The organism is Bacillus sp. DTU_2020_1000418_1_SI_GHA_SEK_038, assembly GCF_032341175.1.
GTDB lineage: Bacteria > Bacillota > Bacilli > Bacillales > Cytobacillaceae > Cytobacillus.
The window spans coordinates 411,841-438,135 of sequence record NZ_CP135435.1; the positions used below are offsets into that span (position 1 = coordinate 411,841).

General features: G+C 38.6%; 17 protein-coding genes and 3 pseudogenes. 17 read left to right on the plus strand and 3 right to left on the minus strand.

Features of this window, described 5'->3' with window-relative positions:
* Nucleotides 1-9 precede the first annotated feature (9 nt).
* On the minus strand, nt 10-1,758 hold the full coding sequence (fdrA, locus tag RRV45_RS02215; protein ID WP_315667127.1) for an acyl-CoA synthetase FdrA: 1,749 nt from the start codon (nt 1,756-1,758) through the stop codon (nt 10-12).
* A 468-nt stretch (nt 1,759-2,226) separates the two neighbouring features.
* Here fdrA and RRV45_RS02220 point away from each other — a divergent pair, with 468 nt between their 5' ends.
* The 10 genes and pseudogenes from RRV45_RS02220 to RRV45_RS22050 form a co-directional block, all read left to right on the plus strand.
* Nucleotides 2,227-3,963, plus strand: coding sequence for a methyl-accepting chemotaxis protein (locus RRV45_RS02220; protein WP_315667128.1), 1,737 nt, complete (start codon nt 2,227-2,229; stop codon nt 3,961-3,963).
* 408 nt (nt 3,964-4,371) lie between these two features.
* Nucleotides 4,372-5,544, plus strand: coding sequence for a carboxylate--amine ligase (locus RRV45_RS02225; RefSeq protein WP_315667129.1), 1,173 nt, complete (start codon nt 4,372-4,374; stop codon nt 5,542-5,544).
* A gap of 56 nt (nt 5,545-5,600) precedes the next feature.
* On the plus strand, nt 5,601-7,139 hold the full coding sequence (locus tag RRV45_RS02230) for a Mur ligase family protein (RefSeq protein ID WP_315667131.1): 1,539 nt from the start codon (nt 5,601-5,603) through the stop codon (nt 7,137-7,139).
* A gap of 81 nt (nt 7,140-7,220) precedes the next feature.
* Nucleotides 7,221-9,068 carry an asparagine synthase (glutamine-hydrolyzing) gene (gene asnB, locus RRV45_RS02235; RefSeq protein ID WP_315667132.1) on the plus strand — a complete coding sequence of 616 codons (1,848 nt, stop codon included), beginning with the start codon at nt 7,221-7,223 and terminating at the stop codon, nt 9,066-9,068.
* Between the two features lie 262 nt (nt 9,069-9,330).
* A complete protein-coding gene (locus RRV45_RS02240; RefSeq protein ID WP_315667133.1) occupies nt 9,331-10,152 on the plus strand; it encodes a C39 family peptidase in 822 nt (273 codons plus the stop codon).
* A 105-nt stretch (nt 10,153-10,257) separates the two neighbouring features.
* Nucleotides 10,258-10,986 (plus strand): cysteate racemase, encoded by a 729-nt coding sequence (locus RRV45_RS02245; protein ID WP_315667134.1) that lies wholly within the window; start codon nt 10,258-10,260, stop codon nt 10,984-10,986.
* A 49-nt stretch (nt 10,987-11,035) separates the two neighbouring features.
* Complete coding sequence (locus RRV45_RS02250) at nt 11,036-11,350, plus strand: hypothetical protein (protein ID WP_315667135.1); 315 nt, start codon at nt 11,036-11,038, stop codon at nt 11,348-11,350.
* Between the two features lie 384 nt (nt 11,351-11,734).
* The gene (locus RRV45_RS02255) at nt 11,735-13,000 is read left to right on the plus strand and encodes a murein hydrolase activator EnvC family protein (protein WP_315667136.1); all 1,266 of its coding nucleotides are present in this window, start codon (nt 11,735-11,737) and stop codon (nt 12,998-13,000) included.
* A 234-nt stretch (nt 13,001-13,234) separates the two neighbouring features.
* A pseudogene (locus RRV45_RS22045) lies at nt 13,235-14,005 on the plus strand (MCP four helix bundle domain-containing protein); the annotation flags it as partial.
* Nucleotides 14,006-14,305: 300 nt separating this feature from the next.
* Nucleotides 14,306-14,947 (plus strand): annotated as a pseudogene (locus RRV45_RS22050) (methyl-accepting chemotaxis protein); the annotation flags it as partial.
* A gap of 399 nt (nt 14,948-15,346) precedes the next feature.
* Here the strand turns inward: RRV45_RS22050 and RRV45_RS02265 are convergent.
* Nucleotides 15,347-15,448, minus strand: a pseudogene (locus RRV45_RS02265) (endonuclease); the annotation flags it as partial.
* An 866-nt stretch (nt 15,449-16,314) separates the two neighbouring features.
* Between RRV45_RS02265 and RRV45_RS02270 the strand changes: the two are divergent.
* The 4 genes from RRV45_RS02270 to RRV45_RS02285 all read left to right on the plus strand — a co-directional run bounded on the left by RRV45_RS02270 (nt 16,315) and on the right by RRV45_RS02285 (nt 21,706).
* Nucleotides 16,315-17,796, plus strand: a complete 1,482-nt coding sequence (locus RRV45_RS02270; protein ID WP_315667138.1) for a response regulator transcription factor — start codon at nt 16,315-16,317, stop codon at nt 17,794-17,796.
* A 288-nt stretch (nt 17,797-18,084) separates the two neighbouring features.
* On the plus strand, nt 18,085-19,758 hold the full coding sequence (gene hutU, locus RRV45_RS02275) for a urocanate hydratase (protein ID WP_315667139.1): 1,674 nt from the start codon (nt 18,085-18,087) through the stop codon (nt 19,756-19,758).
* A gap of 2 nt (nt 19,759-19,760) precedes the next feature.
* Nucleotides 19,761-21,017, plus strand: a complete 1,257-nt coding sequence (gene hutI, locus RRV45_RS02280) for an imidazolonepropionase (protein WP_315667140.1) — start codon at nt 19,761-19,763, stop codon at nt 21,015-21,017.
* Between the two features lie 401 nt (nt 21,018-21,418).
* Nucleotides 21,419-21,706: a hypothetical protein gene (locus RRV45_RS02285; RefSeq protein WP_315667141.1), complete on the plus strand. Its 288-nt coding sequence runs from the start codon at nt 21,419-21,421 to the stop codon at nt 21,704-21,706.
* A gap of 312 nt (nt 21,707-22,018) precedes the next feature.
* Here the strand turns inward: RRV45_RS02285 and RRV45_RS02290 are convergent, their stop codons facing one another.
* On the minus strand, nt 22,019-23,377 hold the full coding sequence (locus tag RRV45_RS02290; protein WP_315667142.1) for a YheC/YheD family endospore coat-associated protein: 1,359 nt from the start codon (nt 23,375-23,377) through the stop codon (nt 22,019-22,021).
* A 256-nt stretch (nt 23,378-23,633) separates the two neighbouring features.
* Here RRV45_RS02290 and RRV45_RS02295 point away from each other — a divergent pair, with 256 nt between their 5' ends.
* The 3 genes from RRV45_RS02295 to RRV45_RS02305 all read left to right on the plus strand — a co-directional run bounded on the left by RRV45_RS02295 (nt 23,634) and on the right by RRV45_RS02305 (nt 26,277).
* Complete coding sequence (locus RRV45_RS02295) at nt 23,634-23,792, plus strand: hypothetical protein (protein ID WP_315667143.1); 159 nt, start codon at nt 23,634-23,636, stop codon at nt 23,790-23,792.
* A gap of 148 nt (nt 23,793-23,940) precedes the next feature.
* Entirely contained in the window at nt 23,941-24,723 is a 783-nt protein-coding gene (locus RRV45_RS02300) for a phosphatidylglycerol lysyltransferase domain-containing protein (RefSeq protein WP_410489353.1), read from the plus strand.
* Nucleotides 24,724-24,924: 201 nt separating this feature from the next.
* Nucleotides 24,925-26,277: a D-serine ammonia-lyase gene (locus tag RRV45_RS02305; protein WP_315668909.1), complete on the plus strand. Its 1,353-nt coding sequence runs from the start codon at nt 24,925-24,927 to the stop codon at nt 26,275-26,277.
* Nucleotides 26,278-26,295: the final 18 nt, after the last annotated feature.

Sequence of the window (26,295 nt, forward strand, 5' to 3'; positions counted from 1 at the left end):
AAAGATAAATTATTTTAAAAGAGCAAGAATTTTTCTCATTTTTTCATTTCCGCCGGCAATTGGTCTCCAGTCATATTGAACGACAGACGCGCCATTTGCGACTAATGCATCTGCAAAGCTCTTTAATCCAACATTGATAACCGTTGGTTTATTATTTACAAGCTTGGAAATATGCTCTGAAGTAGTTAAATCAAAGCCCTTTGCAGAGGATGCTGACTCTTCATGAACTTTTTTCACATCATTTACTTCAAGGCCAACAATACTTAGAGCCGTACGGACTGCTTCATTATTATTATCCTTAACAATAATTCCAGCATCTGCAAGACGCATTTTGTGGCCGTTATAATCCTGTGGATCGTTTAGCGTTCCGCAAACGGATGCAACTACATACAGGTTGCGGCCATTTTCTTTCGCATATGCCACTGCCTTTTGAATGGAAGGAAGTAATGCACTCGCCATATCCTCATGAGAGCCGTAGCCAAGCACGAAATCTAGCAGGATAACAGCTGTTTTCTCATCCTGTGCAGCTTTTTCAATAAATTTAGCGCGTGTTTCAGGATCGATCATTGGATGCGGTTTACCTTGTGTATATTTATCATCCCCAAGGTCAACTACTTCGTGGCCATCTTGTCTTAAAACATAGCCTTCTTCATTCTTGATTTCAGTGCCAAGTCCAAGTGCATCTGAAATTAATACAGCTGCCTCAGAAGCCATAGTTCCGCCTGAGAAAAGCCCTTTAATTGAAGTTTGTGCAGGTGTTAAGGAAACATCAGCTACTGTGTAGTCACCAGCATTATAATCTTCTTTAATTGGGTTTCCTCTAACAAGGTCAACAGCAATTTTTGCTGTTTCTGCAAGAGTATAAGCTTGATAAACATTTCCTTCATGCTTAGCTGGCTTTTCTCCAATAAAAATCGTCACTACTGGTTTAGATAAGCTGTGCAGCAATTCAACTACCTTATTGCGCACTTCTTTTGCTGGCGGCTTAGAAATAACAACAATAATATCTGTTTGTTTATGATTTTCTAATGCTTTAATTCCGTCCATCATCGTAATGGCACCAATTGAATCCTTAAGGTCGCGTCCGCCTGTTCCGATTGCATGGCTAACACCTTCTCCGAGACGGTCAATGACTGTAGATACCTCTTGAATACCCGTTCCAGATGCGCCAACAATTCCAATTCGTCCTTTGCTTACAACGTTAGCAAATGCAAGTGGAACTCCTTCTAAAATACCTGTTCCACAGTCAGGACCCATAACAATAAGACCCTTATCATGTGCTTTTTGCTTAAGTCTAACTTCTTCTTCTACAGGTACGTTATCACTGAATAGGAATACGTGAAGACCAGAATCTAATGCTTTGTCCGCTTCTTCTGCCGCATACTGACCAGGTACAGAAATAAGTGCTAAGTTAGCATCAGGGGCTGTTTTAATGGCTTTATCCCAAGTACGAACCGTTTCAAACTGCTGGCTTTTTCCACTGATTGCTTGATTTTTTAAGTATTCTTCTACTTTCTCAAGAACTTCAGCAACCTTGCTTTCATCATCCGTATCAATAACAATAGCCATATCGTTTGATTCAGCAGCGCCTAATTCATCTGTGTACAAGCCCGCATCCTTAAAAATATCTTTGTTAGAAGGGGTTGCCATCATGATTTGAACTTTGTTAATTCCCTCTGTTGTTGCCACCGCATTCGTGAGCAGCATTAAGTTAATAGAATCCTGATACGAATTCTTTTGAATAATTGTGTGAAGCACTCGTAATCACCTCTATACAATTTTTGTAGGCTAAGTCTTTTTGACTTACTACCAACTAAAGCCGAAAATATATGATTAATATCTCTTCCTAATTGATCGTAGCCTAACAAGCATTACATTCGAATAAAATAGTAAGGGTTTACATTAAAAAAACATAAAGATCTTAATTTATGCGGATTTTCTTTGAATAGGGTACAGAAAAACTATTTTAGTAATTTAGACTTTGTTTTTTCAGTTGCTTAAACTCCACAAATTACTTTCCCAGTAGGATTTATTAAGTGAAAGCGAAGACAACGTATTGTTCCGAAATAGACCAGTATATACATTTTTTAAGAGAGTAAAGGTCTGAAAAATAAAGGGTTTTGATCAGATGAGGTAAAACTGTGCGGTATTTTTGTTATTTAATCTGTGGCTTTACAACCGATATAAGAAAAGACCAAAAATAGAAAATATTAGAGGGGAAAAAGTATGAAACTAAATCTTAGAACTAAGCTCGTAGCCATTACCTCTGTATTGTTAGCCCTCCCAATATTGATTATTGGGATCGTTAGCTATACTACTGCAAAAGATAGCTTGGACGAGTTAGGGGCTACTGGACTCAAAAACAATGTCGAGATGGCTATTCAAATGATTGATATATTGAATATGGAGGTAGAGAAAGGAAGCCTATCTCTTGAGGAAGCCCAGGAACAAGCAAAGCTTAAATTACTAGGGGAAATGAAAGAGGACGGTAAGCGCTCCATTGATACAGAGGTGGATATGGGGGAATACGGCTATTTCTTCGTGCTGGATAAACAAGGACTAGCCATTGCTCATCCAATGAGGGAAGGGGAAAATCTTTATAATTCTCAGACGCCAGATGGTACATATTCCACACAGGAGCTCATTAAGAAGGCTGAAAGCGGCGGGGGATTCGTTACTTTTGACTTTGCCGTTCCTGGAAATGAAAAAAGCATTGAACCAAAAATTAGTTATACAGAAATTGATCCTAATTGGGGTTGGGTAGTGGTAGCTGGCTCCTACTTGATGGATTTTAATAGTGAAGCAAACCAGCTGTTATCAGTGCTCCTAATTGTTCTAGGTTGTTCCCTCTTAATTGGAGGCATTCTGATTATCTGGTTTTCAGGGCATCTCTCTAAACCAATTAAATTAGTTACTGAACAAATTGCCAAAGTAGCAGATGGCGATTTAAGCTCAGATCAGCTATTCATAAAAAATAAAGATGAAATTGGACAGTTAGCAAACTATTTTAATCAGATGACGACCAATTTAAGAGAGATCATCAAGGATGTCTCAAATACGTCTTTGCAAGTAGCAGCTACATCGGAAGAACTATCAGCTAGCAGTGAACAAATGAGTCAATCTGTTGAGCAGGTAGCCGTTTCTATCCAGGAATTAGCGACTGGCTCGGATACTCAAAAAGAAAAGACATTGGAAACGAATCAAGTCGTTTCAACCATTTCTAATAAAATTGTCCACATTGCAGAAAATGTAGAGGTTGTTCATGAGATGTCACAGCAAACTGCTTCTGTAGCGGAAAATGGAAATGATATTATTAATAGAACGATTAATCAAATGAGACAAATTCAGAGCGAAACAGACTCTACCGCAAATCGAATGAATGCATTAGAAGAAAAATCAAACGAAATTGGAAAAATAGTATCGATGATTACGAGTGTTGCCGAGCAGACAAACCTACTTGCATTGAATGCGGCTATTGAAGCGGCAAGAGCGGGCGAACATGGAAAGGGGTTTGCCGTAGTTGCTGATGAGGTTCGTAAATTAGCTGAACAATCAAGGGAAGCAGCAAAGCTTGTCAATCAACTGATTATGGGTGTTCAAGAAGATATTAATCAATCTGTATTAGCGATGAACGAAGGCAAGTCCTCAGTAGATGGAGGAATCGAACTAGTTAATCATGCAGGTGAATACTTCCAAAAAATAGTTGAAGATATTAAACAAGTATCTTCTCAAATGAATGAGGTATCGAAAGCAGTCTATGAGATATCCTCAGGTGCTGAATCAATGGTATTAAAAATAGATGAAACAACGAATATTGCTGAGGAATCTGCTAGTCATTCACAAAATATTGCAGCGATCGCGGTAGAACAAAATGCCTCGATGGAAGAGATTGCATCAGTCTCAGATGAATTGGCCAAAATGGCAGAAAAGCTTCAGGACTCGATTAGAACTTTCACTATTTAATAAAGACTGTCAGGGGATTCCCTGGCAAATAGGCAAATAGGCCGCTTCGAAAATAAGTCGAAGCGGCCTATTTCATTTTGAATAAATCTGGGGTTATGATGGACATTTCATTGGGTAATCCCTGGTAAAGTGTCCATCATAGGGGCTATGACGGACAAATTAAGAGGAAACTTGAGTCAAAATGTCCGTTATTCGGGTATTGACGGACATTTCAAGAGGAAAACCAGCTTAAAATGTCCTTCAACAAGCTAATATAATTCATCTAATGGCACTTACATTTTTTTGTGCCAGAAACTACCTATGCTATTTGGCCGAAATTATCCAATATCTCTTGCAGGTTTACTTAATTCTATGTCAATATCTATATATTGAAGAATATCGTACGAAGGTATTCAAGGAGATGAGAGTTTGAATAATAAAGCTGTTATTTTAGGATGTAATTATTATATAGGTTTAAGTACAATTCGCTGCTTAGGGGTCCATGGCATTCATACGGTTGCCGTTGATTATTCCGAGGATGATAGATATGGCGCCGAATCTAAGTATTGCTCTGAGAAACTGATAGCCCCTTATTATAAAAAAGATCCAAAAGGATTTATCCAATTTTTAATTGAATACGCGAAAAAGCAGAGTGTAAAGCCAGTTCTAATTCCTTGTCATGACTCATATGTAGAAATCGTTGATGAGTACTTAGATGAGATAAGAGAGTACTATCTTATTCCTCAAACAGAAAAAGGTCTTTACACGAAAGTAATGAATAAGGAATCTTTGCATGCTTTAGCTGTGGAAAAGGGAATGGCTGTACCAGAAACGGTTAGGATAGATGAAGAAAACTTTATTGAAAAAGTGGAAACGGTGCTTAAATATCCGTGTATCGTTAAGCCGACCGATTCGCCGGCATTTGTTGCGCATTTTAGAAGAAAGCTTTTTAAAGTTTTTAATCGGGAAGAATTATTAGCTGCTCTCGAAAAAGCAAAGAGTGCTAATTTAGAAGTTATCGTGCAAAGAATTATTCCAGGCTTTGATGATCATATGTATACATTTGATGCTTATTTAGATCAGGATGCAAAAGTGACACATTGGGTGACATGCCAAAAGCACCGCCAATATCCAATTAATTTCGGAGCTTCTGTGTATACAGAGCAGAAATATGTTCCAGAGCTTTACGATATTGGGGCTCCATTTCTTGAAGCGATTGGATTTAAGGGGTTTGCAGAAATTGAATTTAAAAAAGATGCGGAAACAGGCAAGTTTTATTTAATAGAAATCAATGCCCGGATTACTAATTTAAACAATCTCCTCTATAAGGTAGGGGTTAACTTCCCTTACATTACTTACCGTGAGCTAACGGGGTCCCCTCTTGAGCCTTATGCAGTAAAAGAGGATAAGCACCGTGTATTTTGGTATGCCTATGAGGATATATTGGCAATAAAGGGCTATATAAAGACCGGTCAGCTAACTAAAGGACAAGTGATAAAATCGCTGATGAAGCAAAAGGCTTATGCTATTTGGGATTGGTCTGATCCGAAGCCCGGCATCGTTTACTTTAAGAAAATCGCCGGAAAGCTAATGAAAAAATAATGAAAATACCTAAACAAAGCAGTCGAGAAATGGACGCAGAAAAGAGGTAGAAACGAATGAAGCTAGAAAACCTCCTTCAATCAATAGAAGTGAAAAATGTGAAGAATGATCAGGATTTAAATATTTTCGGAATTTCCTACCATTCCCAAAAGGTTTCGAATGGACACCTTTTTGTTTGTGTGCGAGGATATAAAACGGACGGGCATAAATATTTGAAACAAGCAGCAGAAAATGGAGCGGTAGCAGCTGTTGTCGAGGAGTTCAACGAAGAGGTTACTATTCCGCAATATCTTGTAGAAGATAGCCGAATTTCCTTAGCTCGATTAGGTGCTCACTTTTATGACAATCCGTCTAAGAAGCTTAATATGATCGGAATCACTGCTACAAATGGGAAAACAACTACTTCCTATATGACAAATGCTATTTTAGAAAATGAAGGCTTCAAAACAGGGCTGATTGGAACAGTCTCGATTAAAATTGCTGATACATCGATTCCGTCAGAACTGACCACACCTGAATCTTTAGATTTACAATACTATTTAAATGAAATGGCTGAACGTGATGTCACCCATGTAAGCATGGAGGTTTCATCACAAGCCTTGGAAATGCACCGGGTTGAACAAGTAGACTACGATATTGTCACACTTAATAATGTCAGCCGTGAACACATTGATTCGCATGGTTCATTTGAAAAATACTTTGAAGTAAAATCTAGCTTAATTCGCAATGCCAGTGAAACTAGCTTTGCTGTTCTTAATCTGGATTGTCCTTACTCGGCCTCTTTAGTCAATGCGACAAAGGCTCAAGTCATCACATTTGGTGTGAAGAGCAATGAAGGGCATATTTATTGTAAAAATTTAGATTTATCGACTGGTCGTGCAAAATTCACAGTAGAAATTATGAAGTCATTTAAAGTAAATGATACAGAATATATTCCAGGTGAATTTGATATTGAACTTGCCGTTCCTGGTCTTCATTCCGTCTATAATGCAATGGTAGCCATTACGGTAGCACTTCTGTCGAACGTGGCTGTTTCAACCATCCAAAGAACATTGAAGACGTTTGGCGGAGTAGAACGCCGCTTTGAGTTTATTTTTGAAGATGATTTTAAGATTATTGATGATCATTTTGCTAATGCGGGCAACATCAACGTTACTCTGGAGACGTTAAAATTTATGGATTATAAGAAGCTCCATTTAGTTTATGCCATCAGAGGAGAAAGAGGCCCTACAGTCAATCGAGAAAACGCAGAGACGATTGCAAACTGGGCTCCAAAACTTGGCTTTAATGAAGTGATTGCCACAAAGAGCATCTCCCATGTTACGTCAAAAGATAAGGTGACAGATGAAGAGCAGCAGGTGTTTGAAATGGTAATGGATCAAGCCGAAATAAAAGTCCAGCTATGTGATGAGCTTCCAGATGCCATCGCAAAGGCACTGGCAAGAGCAGAAGAAGGAGATTTAATTCTTCTGGCAGGCTGCCAAGGAATGGATCACGGGGCTGAAATTGCTTTACATCAAATAGAAAAAATCAAGAAGGATTTTTCAAAAGAAAAATTATTCATGCCTCTTCGCAAGCGTGTTTCAGGTCAGTAAGAAATAGTGTAAAATTATTTCTTGGATGGGGCCCCAGGGCCCCGTTTTGAGGTTAACAATCTAAAATAAAGGTGATAGAAAATGTGCGGTTTCGTTGGTTTTGCTCATGCTAATCCAGAAATAGATAAGAAACAAACAATCAATGACATGATGGATACCATTATTCATAGAGGACCTGACAGCGGAGAATCTTTTACAGATAAGAATATTGCCTTTGGCTTTAGACGTCTTAGCATTATTGATTTATCTGAAGAAGCCGGTCAGCCAATGTTTAATGAAGATAAAAGCTGTGTGTTAATTTTTAATGGGGAAATTTATAACTATCAAGAATTGAAAAAAGACCTGATAGAAAAAGGCCATATTTTCAAAACAGATACAGATAGTGAAGTATTAATCCACGGTTATGAAGAGTATGGTGTAGACTTATTGCAGAAGCTAAGAGGAATGTTTGCCTTTGCTATTTGGGATACGAAAAAGGAAACGATGCTCCTGGCACGTGATTTCTTTGGTATTAAACCTCTTTATTATACACAAAACACAACAGACAACTCCTTTATCTTTGGTTCCGAAATTAAATCATTCTTAAAGAACTCAAGCTTCAAAAAAGAATTAAATAAGGATGCATTAATGCCTTATTTAACCTTCCAATATTCAGTTCTGGATGAAACCTTCTTTAAAGGTGTGTACAAGCTTAAACCAGGTCATTATATGATCTACAAACAAGGAAAAATGGAGATTAAGCAGTACTGGAATGTAAATTTTGATGAGCAAGAGAATAGTTTAGATTATTATATTGAACAAATAAATAACACGATGAGAGAATCAGTCGATTATCACAAAATCAGTGATGTAAAGGTTGGATCCTTCCTTTCAGGCGGAATTGATTCCAGCTATATTACGGCTTTACTGAAGCCTAATAAAACCTTCTCAATTGGATTTAAGGATTATGAAGGAATCTTTAACGAAACGAATTTGTCTAAAGAACTATCAGACAAACTCGATATTGAAAACTACCGTAAGCTAATGAATGCTGATGAATGCTTTGAGACCTTGCCGACCATTCAATATCATATGGATGAACCGCAGTCGAACCTTTCATCTGTTCCACTATACTTTTTATCTAAATTAGCTAGGGAACATGTAACTGTCGTTTTGTCCGGTGAAGGTGCAGACGAGATTTTCGGCGGGTATGTGTGGTATCAGAAATCAGCTAAACAAGAAAAATATGAAAAAGTCCCATACATCATCAGACGTGCGCTATCTAAAGTAGGCAGTGCCCTTCCGCAAAATAAAATGACCACCTTCTTAGTTAAAGGCGGCCAAAAGATCGAAGAGAAATTTATTGGACAGGCTAAAGTCTTTGAAGAAGAAGATGCTTTCAAAGTGTTAAAAGATGAGTATAAAAACGGTCCCACTGTACAAAGTATTACAAAACAAGTATTTGACCAAGTAAAAGGGAAAGATGATGTAACCAAAATGCAGTATCTTGACCTAAAGCTTTGGCTTCCTGGAGATATTCTCTTAAAAGCGGATAAAATGAGTATGGCTCATTCCATTGAATTAAGGGTTCCATTCCTAGATAAAGAAGTCATGTCAATGGCATCCAAATTGCCTAGCTCATTACGCGTGAATCGCAAAGATACAAAATATGCATTGCGTGCTGCTTCAAGTGAAGTGCTTCCTGATGAATGGGCAAATCGTCCAAAGGTTGGGTTCCCTGTACCGATCCGTTTTTGGCTGCAAGAAGAGAAGTATTACCAGATCGTTAAGGAAATGTTCCAATCAGATATGGCGAAAGAGTTCTTCAACACTGATGAGCTATTGAGATATTTGGAAGAGCATTATTCAAAGAAACATAACTATGCCCGCTACATTTGGACAGTTTATGTGTTCCTTGTTTGGTATAAGAAGTTCTTTAAAGAAATGTGAGATTGAAAAGCGGAAGCGACTAGCCAGGAGCGGCAAGCATAAGAAGAGCTTCCTGGAAGGGGGTACTGTACCTTTCCAGGAGGTTTCATTTATGACCCCGAGGTCGGCAAAAACGCGATGTCCTCCCAAAAGCTTCACTTTTGGTCGTGAGATGTGTCGCTGCCGAAGCCTTCATTGTCCTGTCGCAATGCCGACACTAGTACGTCCTGTACATCGGGGCTTGAAGATGAAGCTGGACAGTAACTATAGGGGATGAATATGAGTGAGGAAAATAGTAGTCAGCACTATTTTTATAGTCCTTGTATTTGTCGTTTATTTGACAATAAACACGGTAAATAGCGAATCAAAGGTAAACAGCAGTGCTAATTCGGAAATAGACTTTACAGGCATTGAGGCCATTACAAAAATCAATGTTCCGACTTATGTAAAAAGGTATGACTGGACAAAAGAAGGCCAGATGAAAATAACAGAGGTTTTTATCCCTGTACAAACAGTTAAACAATTACCTGAACTCCCGCATGGCTGTGAAATTACTTCTTTAACGGCTATTCTGAATACGTTTGGTTATGAGGTTTCAAAAACGGAGATGGCAGATCAGTATTTGCCAAAACAGTCATTTTCCACGAAGAAAAATCGCCGATACGGAGCCAATCCTTATAAGGCGTATGCCGGAAACCCTAGAAGCGAGACTGGCGGCTTTTTCAGCTATGCACCTCCAATTATTACAGCGGCGGAGAAGTATACTAAGGTTGTGGGTGAAGAAATTCAGACCCTTGATTTAAGCGGAAGCAAGAAAGAGGACATAATTAAACAGCTTAATAAAGGAATTCCAGTATTAGTTTGGGTAACTTTAGATCTAGGGAAGCCGAAATTAAATTATTCTTGGTATTTTCATGATACAGGGGAGAAATTTACTGCTCCAACTAATTTACATGCTGTCGTATTAAATGGCTATGATGAAAAGAAAGTACATGTTATGAATCCATTAGTCGGACAAATGACGTATGATATAAACGCATTTTTTAAAAGCTACCAGGAGCTTGGCAGTCATGCCATGGCTGTAGTAGTCAAAAGTGAAAACTAAACAGTGAGAGCAAAAGAAATTCCATTTAGGCAATGGGATATTTCTTTTGCTTTCATCTTTTTGATAATATATAGAAAAATGTCAATAAATTAAGAAGGATGAGACATGCAAAAGAAAAGCTTAGGCGTTATTGGCGGGATGGGGCCAATGGCCACATCTGTTTTTTTTGAGAAGGTTATTGAAAATACAGTGGCGAATTCAGATCAGGAACACATTAATATGGTTATTCTAAACCATGCTTCCTTACCTGATCGCACGAGTGTGATTTTAGAAAATAAAGAAGAGTTATTTTTAAACGCAGTCGCAAAAGATATGAAGCTTCTTGAAGCTGCAGGCGTTGACCACATCGCTATACCATGTAACACATCCCATTTTTTCTATAATCAAATGCAGGAAATGACCAATATAAAGATTATTAATATGGTAGATGAGACTTGTAAAGAAATTCATAGAAAACATGGAGATCATAGCAAGGTTGCGATATTAGCTACAAACGGAACAGTGAGCAGCGGGATTTATAGACAGGGATGTAAAAACTATAAGATGGAATTACATATCCCTGATGAGGTCTCTCAAGAGCAAGTGATGAATACAATATATAATATAAAAAGTGATTTGAAGGTAGATGCTGCGGCAATTGAACAAATCATTATGGATCTTGTTTATAAAGAAAATTGCTGCTGTGTTATTCTCGCTTGTACCGAGTTATCATGTATGCATTTAAGTGATGACGTCATGAAATATTGCATCGATGCTATGGATGTTCTAGTTGAAAAGTCGATTGAATATTCCGGTGGCATTGTCAAGAATCCAATAGAGTGGGGCAAGCCTTAATCTATTTGCGTATTTGAATTCGGTCAATCTTTAAAGGGAGGGATCAATCTTGAAAGTGAATGAAGCGGAGAAGTTTAGAGAGTTTTTGAAAGAATCTTTTGGTGCTGGAGTCAAAATTAGAGAATTGCGGTTATCTGATGAGGAAACAGAATACATTAAAAGAATTTATCCAAGGGCTAGTTTAAATAAAAGTATCCCAACTGAAGCTCCTGACGGAAAGAGATGGTATAAAGTATCCCTTCGGCCTCCTAAGAATGACAAAGAATTACAAGTAAAAGATCATCTGTCAGCCATTCAACAAGAAAATTTACAGCTAAAGCAAGAACTTGAAAGGTTAAAAAGAGAGAAAGGCCGTGCTGAATAACGATGTAAGGTATGAAAACTTTTTTGACATTATTAAATAATAGATGCCACCGCCAAATTTTGTTTGGCGTTTTTTTTGTTTGTTGGTTGAATATTTTTTCATAAAAGATACCATTCTCTTGAAATATATTTGTAATAATTTTCGGGATTAACTTTTGATTAGACAATGTTATAATATAAAATGTACGATTATAGGACAAAAAATGACCAATATTGCTAAATTCTTCCACCATTCTTTTTTGGAATTCTACAAACTGTTCCTATTTTCAACATATTTATTTTCCTTACAGACTTAGTATTAATACAGATTGGAAGATAAAAAGATTTACATAAATATACATACAGGCCACGCAAGTAAAAAACATAGAAGGGAGAAACGGACAAATTGAAAAGGAAATTTCTCATTCTAGGAATTGGAATCATCGTTGGGCTTGGCAGCTTATTTCCTCCGGTTTCTAATACAGCACACGCAGTTCAAGCGAATAAGCAGCTGGAAGAAAAAAAGAAGGATATCCAAAACAAACGATCAACTATTCAATCGGAAATTAATCAAACTAAAGATAAAGTAGATGAAATCAATGCTGAACAGGCAGCTACTACAGCCGAAATTAAAAGATTAGATTTTGCAGTTGCGGATACCAATAATCAAATTCGAGAAAAAGAAGTCCAAATTGAAGAGGCTCAACAAGAAATTAAGAGGCTTCGGGAGGAAATAGCCATCCTAAAGGAGCAGATTCAGAAACGGGACGAGCTTCTTAAGGAACGTGTACGCTCTATTCAGGAAAATGGCGGGGTCATCAACTATGTGGATGTTTTGCTTGGTGCACAAAGCTTTGGCGATTTTATTAATCGTGTAAGTGCTGTAACAACTTTCATGCAGGCAGATAGGGACCTGCTTAAAGCTCATCAGGAGGATAAAGCTGCCCTTGATAACAAAGAAGCTGAAGTGCAAAGACAGCTTGAGGAATTAAGCCAGAAGAAAGTACAGCTGGAAGAAATGAAGAAAAAGCTTGAAGGTCAAGTGGCTGAGAAGAATAAGTTACTTGCTCATTTAAATGAACAGGAAGAAAAAATGCACGAGGAGCTTCATGAGCTTGAAGATCAAGCAGGACTTCTTGCTGCACAAGAAAAGGCAATAAAACGAGAAATAGAAGCTTGGAATAAGAGACAGCGTGAGCTTGAAGAACAGCGTAAAAAGGCAGCGGCAAACGGTTCTTCTGTTGGGCCAATGCCAACTATTTCAAATGGAGCTTTCATGAACCCAACAACAGGCAGACTCACATCCCACTTCGGCCAACGCTGGGGAGCGTTCCATTCAGGGATTGATATAGGAAAAGGTGGGCGTTCGGGATCAATACCGATTGTTGCAGCAGCAGCTGGCTCAGTTATTCGTGCGAATTATGATCGAAGCTACGGAAATGTCGTGATGATTACACATGTTATTGATGGACAAGTAATGACGACTGTATATGGACACTTGGAGAGTCTTAGCGTTTCAAACGGAGCTCGGGTTGAAAAAGGCCAAATGCTAGGCTATATGGGCAGTACGGGACATTCAACTGGACCACACCTTCATTTCGAAATCCATCATGGTCCATGGAACGGAAGCAGGACGAACGCAGTAAATCCACTTAAGTATGTTTCTTATTAGGTAATCTTAAAGATTGAGAGAATGCAAGGGACCTTGCGACTCTCAATCTTTTTTGCTATTTAAAAGGATATTATTTGTCCTTAATAAGCCGTTAGATACAGAATTACGGATACTTACTGCCATTTGCCCTATAAAAAAAAGAGAAATTGAAGGAAAATCCCCCTTTTTTGTCGAATTATTCGTATAATTAGATTTATTATGTTTATTTGGTGACCTTTAGGGAGGGGGAGAGTAATGAAGTTTATTAAAAACTTTAAAATAAAAAACAAGCTATTTATTTTAGTTATGACTTCCATCATTTTTCTTATTACGATTAGCGCCGTTGGTTATGTTTACATGAGCCAAATGTCTAATAATACGAAGGAAATGTATACGGAACGGTTAATCCCAATTAAAAATATTAATCTTATACGGAATAACAATCGTGCGCTTGATTCATTTGTTCTTGAATTAATCATTACGGAAGATAGAGCCAAGCAGGTTGATTTAGAAACAAAAATTAATGAGAGATTCCAGCAAAATAATCAGCTTATGGAGGAGTATGAATCGACTGGTTTGTATGGGGATGAGAAGCAAAACTTCACTCACCTGCAAGAGCACCTGAAAGCTTATGAAAGGGAGCTTAATGAAATAGTTGCTTTGGCCTTGGCTGGTGAGCGTGAACAGGCATATACGGCGTATTCTACACAGCTTAATAGTGTTAGAGTCTCTGTAAGCGGATATTCAGATGTAATTAGCGACAGCAATATTAAAGCTTCTGAACATCTAAACCAGGTCAATGTAGAAATGAAGAACCAGGCAACGATGATTATGCTGTTTGTTTCTTTGCTTGCGGCAATTCTCTTTACATGTATAGGATGGGTTATTATTAATCTTATAACGAACCCTGTGAAGGAAATTCAGAATCTTATGTCTAAGGCGGAGAAAGGTGATTTTACTATTCAGGGCAAAGTCGATTCTAAGGATGAAATTGGACGATTAACCCAATCATTTAACAGCATGATAAATGGAATTCAAGGACTGATTACTCAAGTTTCCCAAACATCTGAACATGTTGCAGCTTCTGCTGAAGAACTGACAGCAAGTACAGAAATGACTAACAAAGCAACAGAGCATATTGCAAGGACCATTCAAGAATTAGCTGCTGGAACAGACCAACAAGTTCATAGTGTTGGAGAAACAAAGAAAACCATTAATGAAATGTCTGAAGGTATTCGTCAAATTGCGGGTAATGCGCAAAATGTGTCCGATACAGCATTAATTACCTCTGAAAAAGCTTTAGAAGGAAATGAAACCATATCAAATGCCATTCTCCAAATGAATTCAATCAATCAAACCGTTTCTTTATTAGGAGATACGATTAAGGGGTTAGGAGAACGGTCAAAGGAAATCGGTTCGATTATCGAGGTAATTACAGATATTTCAGCTCAAACAAACCTTCTCGCCTTGAATGCGGCGATTGAAGCTGCCAGGGCAGGAGAAAGCGGACGCGGATTTGCTGTTGTAGCGGATGAAGTTCGAAAGCTGGCAGAACAATCAGCAGGTTCAGCTCAAAAAATTTCAACATTAATTACCTCTATCCAAAGTGAAACGCAATCAGCCATTTTATCAATGGAACAAGCTTTCACTGAGGTAAATGAAGGAATTGGAATCGTCAATACAGCTGGAGAATCATTCCAGCAAATTCAAAGTGCTGTTAAAGAGGTTGCTAGTGATATACTCGATGTTTCGTCGGCCGTCCAGCAAATGGCAGCAAGTTCAGAGCATATCCTGAACGCTATTAATATTGTGAATGAAGTAGCAGCAACGGCAGTGACAGGAACCGAGGAAGTTTCATCTGCAACTGAAGAACAGCTCGCATCAATGGAGGAAATAGCCGCTTCATCTCATGCTTTGGCGAAAGTGGCTGAGGAATTAAAGATGTTAATTGGGAACTTTAAGGTTTAACCTCAGATATTTAGATGGCTTTTATAGAAGACGGGCATTTCACTAAAGTGTAGAAAGCCCGTTTTTTATATCTTGATTAGAATTGTACAGCGTCAAAGTAATATGTGTGCCATGAATATCAATTGAAAACCTTACCTATTATTAGTTTCATACAATAACAAATAATTTTCTTAGCAAATTCAATCAAAAGTTTGTATAAATTGATATTCTCGAATTTAATCAAACGTTTGTTTAACAGTTCGTTCTTACAGCCTCAAACAATCTAAGTTTCAATTAAACGTTTGATTAATAGACTTTTTTGAAATTTAATTAAACGTTTGATTAACAAAAACTTGCATAAGAATGCCAAAATTCTCTGCATTTCAAATAATTTTCCCACAGATAATTTTATTAAATACCCTATATTTTAAGTCTTATTTTCTCAGTAAGCTCAGGAAAATCAATAAAGGGGTTACGGCTTCCTTGAATTCGATATATAGCTCAATTTCGATGTTTTTCATATCAGCTAATGATTCACTTACATCATTCTTAAAAGATTGCTCCAATTCATTAAAGCTGTCTATTTATATATTTTCGGATTGATTTTCTCCTTCCATTCCAATCCGCTCCTTATTAGCTGCCTTTATCTGTTTATACCATATTACTAAAAAAAATGTCACCTGGCAGATGGAATGTTGACGACAAGGTCTCTAGATAGCGGGTGTTTAATGAGTTTTTTTACTATAACATATTACAATTCAATCAGTTATTAACTAAACGTTTGTTTAAATAGCTAATTTTGAATTTAATTAAACGTTTGATTAATGAGTTAAGCTTACAGCCTCAAGGGATTAGGACTTAATCAAAACGTGTGTTCAATAGACTTTTTCGTAATTTAATTAAACGTTTGATTAAAAATGTATTGCTTAAATTCGAGCAAATAATAAATTTCCGAATAACTTATTTGGTGCTTTTATGGGAAAAGTCATATTTTATGGCGGTTCATTAAAAACACGTGCTTTGGACCCTTATAGTTAGTATTTTTCATAGAAAGCACTGAAATCTTTGCCATGAAGCCAATGTTTTTTATATATTACAAAAACAAGTATTCATAAATGATAAGTCAATCGGCAATCAAACTATTTATAATTCAATCAAACGTTTAATTAATTGATTTTTCCAATAGTGCCAAGGGATACGCGATTTAATTAAACGTTTGTTTAAATATCATTTTTCAAAATTCAATCAAACGTTTGATTAATAAAAATCATAGGCATTTCCTGTCTTTAGAATAATATTAAGCAGTCATTTGTTAAAAATATGCTTAAGCGAATGATATAATAGTTAGAAAACTATAAAACTGGCGCGACTTTAAAAGAGGTGTCTGCTTGAATATTCATATGCTTGCAAAGGATCAATTAGAGGAACAGGGAATTCGCTGGATCATTGAATCGCATTTAACTGGGGTCAAGCTGAGTCAAACAGTTTCACTGGAGGGGCTTTTTCAGTCTGTACAGAAACAGCGGCCAGATCTTGTCATTTTTGATATGGACAGGTGGGGTCAGGAGAGTGAGCGATTTTTAGAATTACTCCAAAAGTATAAAATTCGCTGGCTTGGGATTTCTTCCGAAAGAATATTTCAAACTGCATATCGAGCCCTTCGTTTACGTGCGGAGGATGTATTATTTAGGCCATTTTCAGCGGACGAACTTGTTAAACATATCCAGCAAATCCGCTATCAAACCCGAAACGAACTGCCTTCTTCATATAGCCAAAAGGTATTAAAAACCGATATTAATGCAATTGATTATCCTGATCTTTTTCTGACGGATCAACAGTATGACTACCCAATTACGATGGTCGCGTTTTTAACGCCTAATTCAGATATGCTTCACCATGTTTTTGAGGCATTACAGCGATCCCCTTTTCCGGATAAATATAAATTGTTTGCTTTATCGGATTTTATTTTATGTGTACAGGAGCCAGAAAAGATGGAGACATTGCAGGAGATGTATCATTCTTTTCTTACTAGGTGGAAAGAACGGATGGACGAGCCTCTAGCCATTGTTATCAATAATATTGGCTCCTCAACCGATTCTTTAAAGCAAAAATACCAACAAATTCAACAATTAGCAAAAAGAATATTTTTTGAAGGCTATGATATCATCTTGGCTGGAAAGGATCAAATGCTCTCTCGAGAAATGGATCCTTTCCTAACGCCACTTGAGCAGCGTCAATGGATCGAAATGCTAGAAAAACAAAATATACAGGCAATCAGAGAATGGGTGGAACATGAGTTTTTAACGTATGAGCAGCCATACCCGGATCCTGAAATGGTGCGGATTCGTCTAACTAGTGTACTTGCGCAAATTCGCCGGCATATGAAATCGTATAATCTCCAAAGTGAACCGTTAGAAGCTCGGTATCATGAGGTATTTCAGCAGATTATTCATAAGCCGGTAATCTATCAGATTGTGCAGGAGCTACTTGCATTCACCGTCCGTTTGCTAGATCAAGTTAAGGCTCAGCAGCTTCAGGAAGGACCACGTTCCTTAGTTGAAAAAGCAAGGGAATTTATTGAATCTAACTATTGGGATGCTGGATGGAATTTGGCCGCGTGCGCAGATGCCCTCAGAATTAATAAAAGCACACTTAGCAGACGTTTTGCTGCAGAATCAGGCATATCTTTTAGGGATTTACTCCATCAAGTAAGGATACGAGAAGCAAAACGCCTTCTACATGAAACAGATTTATCTTTAGAAGAAGTAGCAAAATTAACGGGCTATGCTCATCAAACGTATTTTAATGCAAAGTTTAAACAGCTTGAAGGCTGCACACCATCTGCCTATCGAAGTGGTTATAGCCATTAAACCTTTTTAACTAAGGTTTTAAGTTAACGCCCATCGGCCAGTTTTTTTCGACATGAAGGGCGTTTATGCCCCTCCCTTATCGCCCATTTTTCCGAGACGGACATTTCGAGCTGCTCTTACACCCGAAATGCTTTTAATATCCCTATCTACTAAAATTGAAATAAATCATAAAAAACATAGTTTAAATAAAAAGTAACGCAATCAATCATAAAAAAGTCAATAAATTATAAATAATTATCTGAAATTTCCCTATAGAATAAAAATATAAACGAATAGGAGGTATGTAAAATGAAAACGGTTGCGAATGAAAAGATTATTAGATACAGAGGAACAGATTTAAATACAAAAGGGTGGCAGCAAGAGGCAGCACTGCGAATGCTGATGAATAACTTAGATCAGGACGTAGCGGAGCATCCAGAAGAGCTTGTAGTTTACGGTGGCATTGGAAAAGCCGCGCGAAATTGGGAATGCTTTGATGCCATTGTAAAATCCTTGACAGAGCTAGAAAATGACGAAACCTTACTCATTCAATCAGGTAAGCCTGTAGCTATTTTTAAATCACATACGGATGCACCTAGAGTTCTTCTAGCAAACTCAAATATTGTCCCTGCCTATGCGAATTGGGATACATTCCATGAACTCGATAAAAAAGGTTTAATGATGTACGGGCAAATGACAGCGGGCAGCTGGATTTATATCGGTTCACAAGGAATTGTTCAAGGAACTTATGAAACGTTTGCTGAGCTTGCTAAGCAGCATTTTAATAATTCACTGAAACATACAATTACATTAACAGCTGGCCTAGGTGGAATGGGTGGTGCTCAGCCGCTTGCTGTTACGATGAATGGCGGAGTATGTATCGGTATTGAAGTCGATGAAACAAGGGTTGACCGCCGAATCGAAACACGCTACACAGATGTGAAAACAAAATCCCTTGATGAAGCGATTCAATGGGCTCAAGAAGCGAAATTGTCTGGCAAGGCTCTATCGATTGGTTTGATCGGAAATGCATCAGATATTTTACCAGAAATGATTGCCAAAGGATTTATCCCAGATGTATTAACAGACCAGACCTCAGCCCATGACCCATTGAATGGATATGTTCCTTCAGGCATGACTTTGGAGGCTGCTGCTGAGTTACGCCAAGCTGATCCAGTAGAATATGTAAAACTCTCCAAGGCTTCAATGGCAAAGCATGTTGAAGCGATGTTAGAAATGATGGAAAAGGGAGCAATTACATTTGATTACGGCAACAATATCCGTCAGGTTGCGAAGGATGAAGGAGTAGAAAATGCATTTGCGTTCCCTGGATTCGTTCCAGCCTATATCCGTCCACAGTTCTGTGAAGGAAAAGGCCCTTTCCGCTGGGCAGCTCTTTCTGGCGACCCTGAGGATATTTATAAAACAGATGAGGTTATTCTGCGAGAATTTAGCTATAATACTCATCTTTGCAACTGGATTCGGATGGCTCGCGAAAAAATTCAATTTCAAGGCCTGCCTTCCCGTATTTGCTGGTTAGGCTATGGCGAACGTGCCCGTTTTGGAAAAATCATCAACGATATGGTGGCAAAAGGCGAACTGAAGGCGCCGATAGTTATTGGACGTGATCATCTCGATTCAGGCTCCGTTGCTTCACCAAACCGTGAAACAGAAGGAATGAAGGATGGCTCTGACGTGGTAGCGGACTGGCCAATTTTAAATGCGATGATCAATGCAGTTGGCGGCGCAACATGGGTATCTGTCCATCATGGCGGCGGTGTTGGTATGGGCTACTCTTTGCATGCTGGAATGGTCATTGTTGCAGATGGAACGCAGGAAGCAGAGGCGCGTCTTGAGCGTGTGCTGACAACTGATCCAGGAATGGGAGTTGTCCGCCATGTTGACGCAGGCTACGAGCTAGCTGAGAAGACAGCGAGGGAAAAAGGCGTCAATATTCCAATGCTTAAAAAAGGGAATGAATAAGAATGATAAAACCGATTTGGATTAAACATATTACGCAGCTAGCTACTCTTGCTTCGGAAGTTAAGGGACCGCGTTCTAGGGAAGCGATGTCTGAGCTAGGATTAATAGAGGACGGAAGCCTATGGATTGAAGATGGTGTTGTTCAGGCTGTTGGGACAACGAAGGAACTTGAAAAGCTTTACGCCGCAAGAGTACAAGATGCTGAAATTGTAGATGCTGCTGGGCACTTAGTTACCCCGGGGCTTGTTGATCCACATACACATGTTGTTTATGGCGGCAGCCGTGAACGTGAATTTGAAATGCGTCTTGAGGGCGCAACCTATATGGACATTATGAATGCTGGCGGCGGGATTCATGCGACAACCCGCATGACCCGTGAAGCATCAGAGGAGGAACTGATCGAACAAACGACACGCAGGCTTGACTCCTTCCTTCAACACGGTGTGACAACTGTGGAAGGTAAAAGCGGCTATGGCATGAATCTTGAAACAGAGCTGAAGCAATTAAGGGTAATGAAAAAGCTGCAGGAATCTCATCCAATAGATCTGGTTCCGACCTTTATGGGCGCACATGCTGTTCCACCAGATTTTAAAGGAAGAGAGGATGAATTTGTCGATCTTCTGATTGAAGACATGCTTCCTATAATAGCAGAGGAAAAGCTGGCAGAGTTTAATGACGTTTTCTGTGAAAAGGGTGTTTATACTCCTGAACAATCAGAGCGTATTTTAGAAGCGGGAAAACGATTCGGCTTAATCCCGAAAATACATGCAGATGAAATTGAGCCTTATGGCGGGGCAGAGTTAGCGGCCAAGGTTGGTGCCATTTCAGCTGAACATTTATTGAAGGCATCAGATGAGGGGGTTCAAGCAATGGCGAAGTCTGGAACCATCGCCTGCCTGCTCCCAGCAACTGCTCTTTACTTACGCGAACAGGCTGCTGCTGGAAGGAAAATGATCGATGAGGGTGTAGCAGTTGCTATCTCTACCGATTGTAACCCAGGCTCCTCTCCAACGACCTCAATGCCGCTCGTTATGAATCTAGCATGCATCTCTATGAGGCTTACACCTGCTGAAAGTCTAACTGCTGCAACCTATAATGCTGCTTGTGCGATCAATCGCCAGGATAAGGTCGGGTCCTTAGAAGTTGGCAAACAAGCAGACATCGTTCTTTGGAATATAAAAAGCTATCAGGAATTGCAATATTTATTCGGCGTCAACCATGTGAAATCAGTTTGGAAAAAAGGTGTTCAGGTGGTATAGGAATAAGAAAGAGAATTGGCTGAAAAAGCCGGAGTGGTCATTGAATTAGGGAGAAGGAGAGTCACCTATGTACATCCTTGGGTTCCGCCACTTGATGAAGTGGAGGCAAAGCCTAATAATTGATGGCGGCATTGTAAAAGGCTAACATGTTTTTAATATCGGACTGCGCGGGAATAAGTAGTTCAGATAAGAGAAAAAAACCACTTTGATTAGCAGTGACGCTCAGGGTATTTTGGCCCTGAGCGTTGATTTATTTAAAATTATTCGGACACCCATTCCGCTATTTACTTAATATCCTGCTACTTTCAAATGAAAATGGACACCAGTTCCGTTAATAGATGAAAATCATACAAAATTCACCTCCTTGAGCCCCATCAGCGGAACCCAAGTCCGATAAGACTATGAAAACAAGGCTATTTTGCAAAATAGCGGAACCACAGTCCACCAATTTTGCCCTCCCAGCAGCAATCGCGATTACAGTTTTTACAGCTGGTCAAAACGGGTTTGTCACCGATTTTCCTGAAGCATCTCAATCAGAAGTATTAGCTGGTGGAGTCAAATATGCTTTCTATTTTGTTACAGGGATTTCTATAGTTGGATTAATATGTTCTTTCTTTGTAAAAAAATCAAGTGCAGTAGAGGAAAAATCTCCTGCTGCGGTGAGAGCAACAGAACCAGTACGTGGGTAGTAGAATTTCGACTTAAATATCTTTTAAAGGATAGAACAGCCTTTTTTAAATGCTAAAATAATTTCGAGAAACCATTCATAAAGGTGTATTATTTACGAATGGTTTCTTTTTTTTGTTATGATGAAATAATCTTTTTCGCAATATTATTTATAATGTCTCTTCTGCTCAGAACACCAATGACGCAGGAGAGGTCCATTTTGGCATATTGATTTCATTCGCCTCAAGATTCCCGTATTCGATGATCGGAGACTAGAGAAATACTTAAAAAAATAACAAATCAGTAGGAGGTTATTCCCTACTGATTGTTTAATTTTATTTATCCTCATAATCAAAGCCCGCCAAATATTTAGCATACCGAAAGGGCGATGTGACAACCTTTTTATAAAGAGTCCGATCGTCCATATGGAGAGGAAATCGGTGATACGTATCAAGTGTATTGACCTCTAGAATCCAAATATTCTCATCTTGGTCCACCATTAGGTCCATTCCTAAGTCCCCATAATTGCCATATTCGTCAAACACCTGACAAATGCGAAAAGCAATCTTCTTTAGTTCTTCTATTTTCTTCAAAGACTGTTGATCATTCATATTGAAGGCAATCTTAAAGGTGTCTATTCCAGATCGAATAAAGCCATTCCGAGAAAAGTTCGTAATAATATTGCCGCTTTTGCCAAACTTCCCAAATATTCCAGAACAATCCCATTGTCCTGTCCCGTTTTTTTGCATGATAACTCGAAAATCAATAGGTTTGTTTTTGTATCTATTCATCGTTATGGCTTGCTGTGCAAGATATTTTTTATTTTTGAGCTTATTAAACCATTGGTCAATGCTTTCTTTTCTATCCAATTGTCTTTGAACAGTCCCTTCCCTTTTTTTTCGTTGGGGATAGGTAATAAGGTATCCAGTTGGGCTTTTCACTACCTTCATTATTCCTTGGGATAATGTACCGCCTGAAGGTTTTAAATAAATCGATTGATGGGCTTTAAGCATGTTATCTAAAGAAGGGAGATCAGTTAACTGCTCTGTAGCAGGGAGGTGAGGGTACAGTTCCTCTACTGGCGATAATCGTTTCCAAAGTTCCCACTTATTAAAGGAACCGTTGGAATAGCTGTTAAAGACACAATCTCCTATAGTACCTACTAAATCATAAAAAGCAGCCCTTGGCATGGCAGTTCGGTTATATGCAGAGTTTGGATATGGAAACGTACCGAATTTCCAGCGTTTGCTGTCGTCTTTTTCATAACGGTCATAGTAGTAGCCCTTTATTTGTTTCCTTTTCGTATCAATAGTGTTCCAAGCACATAGATAAATTAGGCCATTAATTTTAGCATATTCATAGAAATATCCTTTGTAGATATTAAGTTTTGAGGGAGTCATTTCGTCTAACTTTGAAAAAACAATTAAAGCAATAACGGGCCCTAGTTTAAGAGTATTATTCATTTTTTTAAGTTCATAAGGGAGTGTGTCTGGGATCGTTTGATGACTGGTCCAATGTTGAGGTAGTCCAATTCTGTCTTCAGGGAAATCTGAATCGACTTGAATGTCTATTTCTTGTTCAAAGGAGCCAAATTGAAATGTCATCATCCCTCCGGAAATCTTATATTTATTTGCTGTCTGCAAAGCCAGATGGACTCGATTGTCCCCTTGGTCCGTAACCCATTTTATAAACATATCCTAGCAATCCTTTCTATAAACTTCTTATTAAAATGCTCCCCATCTTCATGGCTCTCGTATGAATAACTTTTTAACAAAACGCGCTCCATAGCCTCATCAAGGTCCTCGTATGAGGCAATTTTTTAACAAAACGCGCACCATGACCTCTTTATGGCTTTCGTATAAGGTCCATATAAAAACGCGTCCCATGAACCTCCCGTGGCTCACGTTTGCGCAGTTTTCTTTTTAAATTATGCAGCTCGAATGGAGTTGCTTGGACAACTGGCTAGATAAAGTGATTAATAGACAAATAAACAGGCAAATGGAAAGACTCGTACATATTGTAAAAGGAGATGAAAATGAAGTTATCATGAGGTGTGAAAAAAATGCTGTTTTTCTCAAAGAAGATCAGGTTGGGAGATTGGAAGTTTAATGAAATAAAATTGAGGGATAAAAAGCTCTATTCGAAATACATTAAAGCCACCAAGTATCCAACTGACTTATGGTCTTCAAATTTTGATTATCTTTGGGCTGTTTCCAACCCTAAGTCAGAGCTCACTTTGTGGAAAATTGTTGATAGAATGCTAGTTACCTTTAAGCTTTCAAGAAAGCAAAATCTTCAGCTTGCCTGCCTACCCTTTGGATCCGGTAACCCTAGAAAAGTCACGAAGGTGTTAGTAAAGTGTATGAGGTTTTGTGAGCAATGGAATAAAAGAGAAGGAGGTGCTACCTGGTTAAGGGTTTTGACAGGGCAGCAACTAGCATATATACAGGAATCTCCCCTTTTTGAACAACACTTTCGCTATAGGAAACTAGAAGGGGTGGATCGGCATATAGGTGTGAAAAAGGTAATGGAATTAAGTGGAAAGGAGTTTAAGGAAATTAGGGAGAACATTAATCGATTTAAAAGAGATTATCCGGATGTCATCTTTAGAAGGGCTAAGCCTGAAGATTATCAGGCTTTAATAAATTTGAAACAGGAATGGAATCAGACTTTAGGTAAAAAATATTCAAGAATTTGGGATGATCAATTTTACAAGCAAATTATTGAGAATTATCAGGAATTAGATCATCTAGTGTTTGTTGCAGAAACTGGTAAACAATTAATTGGAATGGTAACAGGTGGAATCCTTCCACATGGTCAGGCGTGGGGTGCACTATCAAAGAGACGGGATGGCTACGATGGTTTATCTGAATATCTAAATGTAGAATTCACCTGTGAAATTCATAAAATGGATCCTAAAGTAGAGCTGATCAACTTAGGATCAGATTCCAGCCCTAATGGAGGACTGCGTGTGTATAAGAATAAATTTAGGCCAGTTTATAATTCTGAAAGATACCGTCTAATTTTGAAAAATGAATAGTGAATCTATGTAAATTTTTTGCGTGCAGGGAGAATGGTCCTACAACCCCGCCCTTCCTGCTCTTTTTACTTTAATAGTTCTGAAGGCACTTATGCTTTTCTCTAAATAATAAATCTTTCGATTATTTCGCGTATTACCTTGTAAAACTGCTTTTTTTCAGTCAAAATAACAAGATAAAAAGGAAGAAAAGAGATGATTTTGATGCAAGCTGATGTTATACAAGGGAAATCGGTAGAAGAATGGGAAGAGAAGTACCCGGTGCTTTCAGATATGATCAAGCTAAAGGAAGTTTTTTGGGTGAATCCGAAATTTAAGTCTAACGCGGAGCCTTCTTCCGTGACGATGGAGGATGTCATTGATGCTGAAAAAAGATTGGCGCGTTTTGCTCCATACATAGCTAAGGTATTCCCGGAAACAGCGAAAGAAAAGGGATTCATTGAATCGCCGCTCTTTCCGATTCCGAAGATGAAAACTAGGTTGGAAGAGTGTTATCAACAAGTTTTACCTGGAAGCTTGTTTTTGAAGGGGGATAGTCATCTTCCGATTTCAGGCTCTATTAAAGCGAGAGGCGGAATTTATGAAGTACTGAAATACGCCGAAGAATTAGCCCTAACACATGGGCTGCTTTCACTCGAGGATGATTATTCCAAATTGGCCGAGCAAAAATGTAAAGACTTTTTTTCAGGCTATGCAATCGCTGTCGGTTCAACAGGGAATTTAGGACTTAGCATCGGTATTATGAGCGCGAAGCTTGGCTTTAAAGTGTTTGTCCATATGTCAGCTGACGCCAAGCAGTGGAAAAAGGACTTACTGCGCGAAAAGGGCGTAGTTGTCGTTGAGCATCAGTCGGATTTTAGTGAAGCCGTTGCACAAGGTCGAAAGCAGGCAAATGAGGATCCGAATATGTATTTTGTCGATGATGAAAGCTCCAAGCATCTTTTTCTAGGCTATTCAGTAGCAGCCATTCGTTTGAAGAAACAGCTGGAGGATAAGAATATAAAGGTGGATGAGGAGCATCCATTATTTGTTTATCTGCCATGTGGTGTGGGAGGAGGTCCAGGAGGGGTTACATTCGGACTTAAGCTTGTATTCGGAGATAACGTCCATTGTTTCTTCGTAGAGCCGACTCATTCTCCGTGTATGCTCCTTGGTCTAATGACGGGACTTCATGATGAAGTAGCCGTTCAGGATTTCGGCATAGATAACAAAACGGAAGCTGACGGATTAGCTGTCGGGCGCCCATCCGCTTTTATTGGCAAAATAATTGAAAACAAAATTAGTGGGATTTCAACTGTGGAAGATGAAAGGTTATTTACTTACCTGGCCTTGCTTGCCGATACGGAGGAGATTTTTCTCGAGCCTTCCGCTCTTGCAGGATTCTCTACCTATACCGAATTATTACAATCCGAAGCGGGAAAAGCATATACCGAAAAGAATCACCTTCATTCAAAATTAAGTAATGCAGCACATATTGTCTGGGGTACTGGAGGAAGCATGGTGCCTGAGAAAGAAATGCATCAATATTACGAAAGAGGAAAACAAACGATAGAATAGTTGTTTTCAAGAAGAAGC

Excerpts from the sequence above, each read along its gene's own strand:
- RRV45_RS02220 (WP_315667128.1), top strand. The coding sequence starts at position 2,227 with ATGAAACTAAATCTTAGAACTAAGCTCGTAGCCATTACCTCTGTATTG.
- RRV45_RS02230 (WP_315667131.1), top strand. The coding sequence starts at position 5,601 with ATGAAGCTAGAAAACCTCCTTCAATCAATAGAAGTGAAAAATGTGAAG.
- asnB (WP_315667132.1), top strand. The coding sequence starts at position 7,221 with ATGTGCGGTTTCGTTGGTTTTGCTCATGCTAATCCAGAAATAGATAAG.
- RRV45_RS02245 (WP_315667134.1), top strand. The coding sequence starts at position 10,258 with ATGCAAAAGAAAAGCTTAGGCGTTATTGGCGGGATGGGGCCAATGGCC.
- hutU (WP_315667139.1), top strand. The coding sequence starts at position 18,085 with ATGAAAACGGTTGCGAATGAAAAGATTATTAGATACAGAGGAACAGAT.
- hutI (WP_315667140.1), top strand. The coding sequence starts at position 19,761 with ATGATAAAACCGATTTGGATTAAACATATTACGCAGCTAGCTACTCTT.
- RRV45_RS02285 (WP_315667141.1), top strand. The coding sequence starts at position 21,419 with ATGAAAACAAGGCTATTTTGCAAAATAGCGGAACCACAGTCCACCAAT.
- RRV45_RS02290 (WP_315667142.1), bottom strand. The coding sequence starts at position 23,377 with ATGTTTATAAAATGGGTTACGGACCAAGGGGACAATCGAGTCCATCTG.
- RRV45_RS02300 (WP_410489353.1), top strand. The coding sequence starts at position 23,941 with ATGCTAGTTACCTTTAAGCTTTCAAGAAAGCAAAATCTTCAGCTTGCC.
- RRV45_RS02305 (WP_315668909.1), top strand. The coding sequence starts at position 24,925 with ATGCAAGCTGATGTTATACAAGGGAAATCGGTAGAAGAATGGGAAGAG.